Consider the following 6,531-nt stretch of genomic DNA (forward strand, 5'->3'; position numbering starts at 1 on the left):
TACGAAAGGCAGAGAAATGACGACGACGTCAGCTACCAAGACCAAGAGCGGAGGAACCCGTGTGCACGTTCAGCGCTTCGGAACCTTCCTCAGCGGAATGGTCATGCCCAACATCCCTGCATTCATCGCGTGGGGATTGATCACCGCATTCTTCATTCCGACCGGTTGGACCCCGAACGCGACCTTGGAAACGCTCGTCGGACCGATGATCGTGTACTTGCTGCCGCTCCTGATCGCCAACACCGGTGGCCGGATGGTCTACGGAACGCGTGGTGCGGTCATCGCCTCGATCGCGACCATGGGTGTCATCGTGGGCAGCGAGATCCCGATGTTCATCGGCGCCATGATCGTCGGCCCGGGATCGGCGTACCTCCTGAAGAAGCTTGACAGCCTCTGGGCCGGCAAGATCAAGCCCGGGTTCGAGATGCTGGTCGACAACTTCGCGTCCGGCATCCTCGGAATGATCCTCGCGCTGGGTGCGTTCTTCGGAATCGCCCCGCTCGTGACCGGGATCAGCAATTTCCTCGAGATGATCGTCGACTGGCTCGTCTCCAACAGCCTGCTGCCCATCGCCAGCATCTTCATCGAGCCCGGCAAGATCCTGTTCCTCAACAACGCCATCAACCATGGCGTGCTCACGCCGATCGGTGTGCAGCAGGTTGCTGAAAACGGCCAGTCGGTGCTGTTCCTGCTGGAGGCGAACCCCGGCCCCGGCTTGGGCATCCTGCTCGCCTTCTCCTTCTTCGGAGTCGGCATCGCACGGGCAAGCGCACCGGGCGCCATCATCATCCACTTCTTCGGCGGCATCCACGAGATCTACTTCCCGTACGTGCTGATGAAGCCGGCACTGCTCCTCGCCGCAGTCGGCGGCGGCATGACCGGTGTCGCCATCAACGTGGCCTTCGCAACCGGCCTGCGCGCCCCAGCCTCACCCGGCAGCATCATCGCTATCCTGATCCAGACCGCCCCGGGTAGCTACGTCGGCGTCATCCTCTCCGTCATCGGCGCAGCCACGGTGTCATTCCTGATCGCAGCCGTCATCCTCCGTGCTAGCCGCAAGCGCGACCTGACCGCCGGCGATACCGGTGACATGGCCGAGGCCATCGCCAAGACCGAAGCGAACAAGGGCAAGGCCAGCACCATCCTCGGCGGCCTCGGAGCCTCCGGCACTTCGGCCACCGCCGCTCGCCGTGTCAAGAACATCATCTTCGCGTGCGACGCCGGAATGGGCTCCAGCGCCATGGGCGCTTCGGTGCTGCGTAACAAGATCAAGAAGGCCGGTCTCGACGGCATCACCGTGACCAACCAGGCGATCGCGAACCTCGACGGCACGGCCGACCTGGTCATCACGCACCAGGACCTGACCGCCCGGGCCCAGTCGAAGTCTCCTGACTCGACGCATGTCTCGGTCGAGAATTTCATGAACAGCCCGAAATACGATGACGTCGTCGCCCTGATTCAGGGCCAGGCGGCCGAGGAGGTAGCGCGATGACCGACCGCATTCTGGAACTGGGCAACGTCGTGGCCGCGGGGTCGGCCACCACGAAGCTCGACGCAATCCGTGAGGCCGGCGCCCTGCTCGTCACCGCAGGCGCCGTGCGCGAAAACTACGTCGACTCGATGTTCGACCGCGAAGCCAGCGTGTCGACCTATATGGGAAATTTCCTGGCGATCCCGCACGGGACCAACGACGCCAAGGAGTCGATCGTCCGGTCGGCCCTGTCGCTCGTGCGTTACGCCGAACCGATCGATTGGAACGGCCAGCAGGTGCGTTTCGCCGTCGGGATCGCGGGGCTCAACAATGAGCACCTCGAAATCCTGCAGAAGATCGCGATCGTCTTCTCGGACGAGGACGAAGTGCAGAAATTGATTGACGCCGTCACAGCAGAGGACATCTTCATGCTCCTCGAGGAGGTAAACGCAGAATGAAGGCCATTCACTTCGGTGCAGGGAACATCGGCCGCGGATTTGTCGGCCTCCTGCTTCACGATGCCGGATACGAGGTTGTCTTCGCCGATGTGAATGTCTCCCTGATCGACGCTTTGCAGGCTGCCGGCAGCTACGCCGTGCACGAGGCAGGGGAAGTGTCGACCACCCGCGTGGTCGACACTTTCCGGGCCATCAACAGCGCCACGGATGAGGCCGCACTGATCGACGAGATCGCGACGGCCGATATCGTCACCACCGCGGTCGGCCCCACCGTCCTCCGCTTCGTGGCACCGGTCATCGCGGCCGGACTGGGGCGGCGGTCGGCCGAGTTGCCGCCCCTGGCCGTGATGGCGTGCGAGAACGCCATCAACGCCACGGATGTCCTCGCCGAACAGCTCTGGGCCAACGTGCCGGAGCCGGAGCGAGCGGCTGTGGCCGAGCGCGTCGTCTTCGCCAACACGGCAGTCGACCGCATCGTGCCCGGCCAGGCCGAGAGCGACGGCATCGACGTAACCGTCGAGGCCTTCTACGAGTGGGTCATCGAGCAGGGCGCCTTCAACGGCGCCGTGCCGGTCATCCCGGGTGCGACTTTCGTCGACAATCTCGCGCCGTATATCGAGCGCAAGCTGTTCACGGTGAACACCGGACACGCGACCGTCGCCTACCTCGGCGGTGTCGCCGGGGCTTCCAAGATCTCCGACGCGCTCCTGGTGCCGGCGGTGCTGGACGGCGTCCGAGCGGTACTCGAGGAAACCTCGGCCCTGCTCCTGGCCAAGCACGGCCTCGACGTAGACGCCCAGCGCGCCTACCGGGAGAAGATCCTGGTGCGCTTCGCCAACCCGTCCCTGCCCGACACGGTAGAGCGCGTCGGCCGCCAGCCGCTGCGCAAGCTCAGCCGCCACGAACGGTTCATCGGCCCTGCCGCCGAGATCGCCGAACACGGCACTCGCCCGGTCGCGCTGCTCGCAGCCGTCGAAGCCGCACTCCGGTTCGACGTCGCCGACGATGAGCAGAGCGCCCTGCTGCAACGGATGCTGCGCGACGAGACAGCCGAATCGTTCACCGCGTCGGTGTGCGGTCTGGACGTCGCGCATCCGCTGTTCGCCGACGTGGTCCTGGTCGTGGCCGCGGTGCAGAAGGCCCTCTGAGCGGAGAATCCCGCGAAGGATTATAGGGAAGAATTGCCAAAAGGCAACTCCGTACCATAGAGTAAATCCTTGGTGCCTTGTGCGCACGTATGCGGCGTATCAGTGCACCACAATCCACGCACGACCAGCAATCAATACCCTAGCGATAGTGAGTTATGGCCAAAAAAGACGGTGTCATCGAAATCGAGGGCGCGGTAGTCGAAGCTCTTCCCAACGCGATGTTTCGCGTCGAGTTGAGCAACGGCCACAAAGTTCTTGCCCACATTTCAGGCAAGATGCGTCAGCACTACATCCGTATTCTCCCGGAGGATCGTGTGATCGTGGAGCTGAGCCCGTACGACCTGACTCGCGGCCGGATCGTTTACCGCTACAAGTAGAGAGTGCTGTAAGTAACGGCCCGAGGCGTTCCTGGGGTACGAAGACAGCGAATACAAGGACACACCATGAAGGTCAAGCCCAGCGTCAAGAAGATCTGCGACAAGTGCAAGGTCATCCGCCGTAATGGCAACGTGATGGTCATCTGCGAGAACCCTCGTCACAAGCAGCGTCAGGGCTGATCTCGACAGGCTCGATCACGGTCGAGTCGGTCGAGATGCAACTGAATACAGAAAATAGCAGTGCCGGGAACCCTTCGGGGGGACACCATCGGTTGGAGGCCGATGAACAGGCACTGTCACAGACCTCCACTCATATACAGGAGAAGCCACAATGGCACGTCTAGCCGGCGTTGATATTCCTCGCGATAAGCGCGTGGAAGTTGCACTGACTTACATCTTTGGTGTTGGCCGCACGAGGGCACTCAAGACCCTCGCCGACACTGAAATCGATGGAAACATCCGAGTCAAGGACCTGAGTGACGAGCAGCTCGTCGCCCTCCGTGACTACATCGAAGGAACCTTCAAGGTTGAGGGTGACCTCCGCCGTGAGGTTGCCGCTGACATCCGCCGCAAGGTCGAGATCGGCAGCTACGAGGGCATCCGCCACCGCAAGGGCCTGCCCGTTCGTGGCCAGCGCACCAAGACCAACGCTCGCACCCGCAAGGGCCCGAAGCGCACCGTAGCCGGCAAGAAGAAGGCGCGCTAGGCCTCGGCCTGGCCCGTCTCGCCTTTAGGATTCAGGAGAAATTCATGGCAGCACCAAAGTCGGCCGTTCGGAAGCCGCGCAAGAAAGAAAAGAAGAACGTCGCTGTGGGCCAGGCCCACATCAAGAGCACCTTCAACAACACCATCGTCTCGATCACTGACACCACCGGTGCGGTCATCAGCTGGGCGTCCTCGGGTGGAGTCGGCTTCAAGGGTTCGCGCAAGTCGACCCCGTTCGCCGCGCAGCTGGCTGCCGAGTCGGCTGCCCGCCAGGCGCAGGAGCACGGCATGAAGAAGGTTGACGTCTTCGTCAAGGGACCGGGATCGGGCCGCGAGACCGCGATCCGTTCGCTCCAGGCCGCCGGCCTCGAGGTCGGTTCGATCAACGACGTCACCCCCCAGGCGCACAACGGATGCCGTCCGCCCAAGCGTCGTCGCGTCTAACCAACCGGCATCTCGCCATCGGCCGGGCCCGTCACAAGACGGGCCCGGCTGTGGCGGGTCGTGGGGCATCACCCCTCCCTCGTTCGACGATGTGCTCGATTGTCGGGCTTGTCGAGAGACACACAACTCAAAACCTCGCCACGCAAGTGTCATATAGCGGACACTTAGCCGAAAGGAATCAACAGTGCTTATTGCACAGCGCCCCACGCTCACCGAAGAGAACATCTCGGAGTTCCGATCCAGGTTCGTCATCGAACCTCTTGAGCCTGGTTTCGGTTACACCCTCGGCAACTCGATGCGCCGCACCCTCCTGTCATCGATCCCCGGAGCCGCTGTCACCAGCATCCGGATCGACGGTGTGCTGCACGAGTTCAGCACCGTTCCCGGTGTCAAGGAAGACGTCACCGAGATCATCCTCAACATCAAGGGCCTCGTCATCTCCAGCGAGCACGACGAGCCCATCACCGCGTACCTGCGCAAGCAGGGTGCCGGCCAGGTCACGGCCGCCGACATCTCGGCTCCGGCCGGTGTCGAGGTGCACAACCCCGAGCTGGTCATCGCCACGCTGAACGACAAGGCCAAGTTCGAACTCGAACTGACCATCGAACGCGGCCGCGGCTACGTGTCGGCCACCCAGAACCGCAACGAGTACTCTGAGGCCGGCCAGATTCCGGTTGACTCGATCTACTCGCCCGTGCTCAAGGTGACCTACCGTGTCGAGGCAACTCGTGCCGGTGAGCGCACCGACTTCGACCGCCTCGTCGTTGACGTGGAGACCAAGTCGGCCATTTCGCCTCGCGACGCCATCGCATCCGCCGGTCGTACGCTGACCGAGTTGTTCGGTCTGGCCCGTGAGCTGAACACCGCCGCCGAGGGCATCGAAATCGGCCCCGCGCCGGTCGATGTCGTGCTGTCGACCGAGCTGTCGATTCCGATCGAAGACCTCGATCTGTCGGTTCGCTCGTACAACTGCCTCAAGCGCGAGGGCATCAACAACGTCAGCGAACTGGTCGCCCTCTCGGAGACCCAGCTGATGAACATCCGCAACTTCGGACAGAAGTCGGTGGATGAGGTCAAGGACAAGCTCGTTGAGCTCGGACTGTCCCTGAAGGACTCGGTGCCCGGATTCGACGGCGCCCACTTCTACAGCGGCTACGACGAAGAAACCATCTAAAGCAGTCGTTCAGACTGACTTTCGACTTTGATACTGGAGATAACCAATGCCTACCCCCACTAAGGGAGCCCGCCTCGGAGGCGGACCGGCCCACGAGCGCCTCATGCTCGCCAACCTGGCCGCATCCCTATTCACCCACAAGTCCATCAAGACGACCGAGACGCGCGCCAAGCGCCTGCGTCCGGTCGCCGAGCGACTGATCACCTTCGCAAAGAAGGGTGACCTGCACGCCCGTCGTCGCGTGCTTGCCACTATCGGCGACAAGACCGTCGTGCACGAGCTCTTCACCGAGATCGCACCTCAGGTTGCCCTTCGTGAGGGCGGTTACACCCGCATTACGAAGCTCGGCTTCCGCAAGGGCGACAACGCTTCGATGGTACAGATGGAGCTCGTTCTCGAGCCCGTCACCCCGAAGGTCAAGCGCTCCTTCGCCAAGGCTGCTTCCAAGCCCGCCGCGGCAGCGCCCGATGCCGAGGCTCCGGCCGAGGTCGTCGTCGAGGATGCTGCTGTCGAAGCTGACGTCGTCGAGGATGATGTCGCTGCCGCTGAGGAATCCAAGTAAGCACTCTGCGCTGTATCGGCTCAACTGAATCGCTGTGTTGAATTGAGAGGGGCCCGACTTCGGTCGGGCCCCTCTCTGTGCCCCGGCGACGGGCTAGCTGTTGTTCCCACTGACGTTGTGAGCACGGTTGATGGGTGATTTGCCGCCGATGCCTGTATGGGGTCTGTGGTGATTGTAGCTATGGATCCAGTC

General features: G+C 62.6%; 10 protein-coding genes. 9 read left to right on the forward strand and 1 reads right to left on the reverse strand.

The features are described from left to right. The first annotated feature begins 16 nt into the window (after positions 1–16). From E3O28_RS06220 to rplQ, 9 genes are all read left to right on the forward strand, one after another. On the forward strand, positions 17–1,492 hold the full coding sequence (locus E3O28_RS06220; protein WP_134342150.1) for a PTS mannitol transporter subunit IICB: 1,476 nt from the start codon (positions 17–19) through the stop codon (positions 1,490–1,492). Continuing rightward, positions 1,489–1,929 carry a PTS sugar transporter subunit IIA gene (locus tag E3O28_RS06225; protein WP_104100948.1) on the forward strand — a complete coding sequence of 147 codons (441 nt, stop codon included), beginning with the start codon at positions 1,489–1,491 and terminating at the stop codon, positions 1,927–1,929. Before E3O28_RS06220 ends, E3O28_RS06225 begins: the two co-directional genes overlap by 4 nt. Continuing rightward, the gene (locus E3O28_RS06230; protein WP_104100947.1) at positions 1,926–3,077 is read left to right on the forward strand and encodes a mannitol-1-phosphate 5-dehydrogenase; all 1,152 of its coding nucleotides are present in this window, start codon (positions 1,926–1,928) and stop codon (positions 3,075–3,077) included. Before E3O28_RS06225 ends, E3O28_RS06230 begins: the two co-directional genes overlap by 4 nt. Positions 3,078–3,232: 155 nt before the next feature. After that, on the forward strand, positions 3,233–3,454 hold the full coding sequence (gene infA, locus E3O28_RS06235; RefSeq protein WP_055965022.1) for a translation initiation factor IF-1: 222 nt from the start codon (positions 3,233–3,235) through the stop codon (positions 3,452–3,454). Positions 3,455–3,520: 66 nt separating this feature from the next. Beyond that, positions 3,521–3,634 carry a 50S ribosomal protein L36 gene (rpmJ, locus tag E3O28_RS06240; protein WP_035834639.1) on the forward strand — a complete coding sequence of 38 codons (114 nt, stop codon included), beginning with the start codon at positions 3,521–3,523 and terminating at the stop codon, positions 3,632–3,634. A gap of 151 nt (positions 3,635–3,785) precedes the next feature. Further along, positions 3,786–4,160: a 30S ribosomal protein S13 gene (rpsM, locus tag E3O28_RS06245; protein WP_104100946.1), complete on the forward strand. Its 375-nt coding sequence runs from the start codon at positions 3,786–3,788 to the stop codon at positions 4,158–4,160. A 44-nt stretch (positions 4,161–4,204) separates the two neighbouring features. Then, on the forward strand, positions 4,205–4,603 hold the full coding sequence (gene rpsK, locus E3O28_RS06250; protein ID WP_022883249.1) for a 30S ribosomal protein S11: 399 nt from the start codon (positions 4,205–4,207) through the stop codon (positions 4,601–4,603). Between the two features lie 184 nt (positions 4,604–4,787). Then, the gene (locus E3O28_RS06255) at positions 4,788–5,777 is read left to right on the forward strand and encodes a DNA-directed RNA polymerase subunit alpha (protein ID WP_104100945.1); all 990 of its coding nucleotides are present in this window, start codon (positions 4,788–4,790) and stop codon (positions 5,775–5,777) included. A gap of 46 nt (positions 5,778–5,823) precedes the next feature. Beyond that, positions 5,824–6,339: a 50S ribosomal protein L17 gene (gene rplQ / locus E3O28_RS06260; protein WP_104100944.1), complete on the forward strand. Its 516-nt coding sequence runs from the start codon at positions 5,824–5,826 to the stop codon at positions 6,337–6,339. Between the two features lie 93 nt (positions 6,340–6,432). On the opposite strand, the gene E3O28_RS06265 is transcribed toward rplQ, so the two are convergent. Beyond that, positions 6,433–6,531, reverse strand: a 99-nt coding sequence (locus E3O28_RS06265) for an integrase core domain-containing protein (protein ID WP_134394301.1), incomplete at its 5' end; no start/stop codon positions are given.

The organism is Cryobacterium sp. TMT2-14 (genome assembly GCF_004402465.1).
In the GTDB taxonomy this organism is placed as follows: Bacteria; Actinomycetota; Actinomycetes; order Actinomycetales; family Microbacteriaceae; genus Cryobacterium; species Cryobacterium sandaracinum.

Excerpts from the sequence above, each read along its gene's own strand:
- E3O28_RS06220 (WP_134342150.1), top strand. The coding sequence starts at position 17 with ATGACGACGACGTCAGCTACCAAGACCAAGAGCGGAGGAACCCGTGTG.
- E3O28_RS06225 (WP_104100948.1), top strand. The coding sequence starts at position 1,489 with ATGACCGACCGCATTCTGGAACTGGGCAACGTCGTGGCCGCGGGGTCG.
- E3O28_RS06230 (WP_104100947.1), top strand. The coding sequence starts at position 1,926 with ATGAAGGCCATTCACTTCGGTGCAGGGAACATCGGCCGCGGATTTGTC.
- infA (WP_055965022.1), top strand. The coding sequence starts at position 3,233 with ATGGCCAAAAAAGACGGTGTCATCGAAATCGAGGGCGCGGTAGTCGAA.
- rpmJ (WP_035834639.1), top strand. The coding sequence starts at position 3,521 with ATGAAGGTCAAGCCCAGCGTCAAGAAGATCTGCGACAAGTGCAAGGTC.
- rpsM (WP_104100946.1), top strand. The coding sequence starts at position 3,786 with ATGGCACGTCTAGCCGGCGTTGATATTCCTCGCGATAAGCGCGTGGAA.
- rpsK (WP_022883249.1), top strand. The coding sequence starts at position 4,205 with ATGGCAGCACCAAAGTCGGCCGTTCGGAAGCCGCGCAAGAAAGAAAAG.
- rplQ (WP_104100944.1), top strand. The coding sequence starts at position 5,824 with ATGCCTACCCCCACTAAGGGAGCCCGCCTCGGAGGCGGACCGGCCCAC.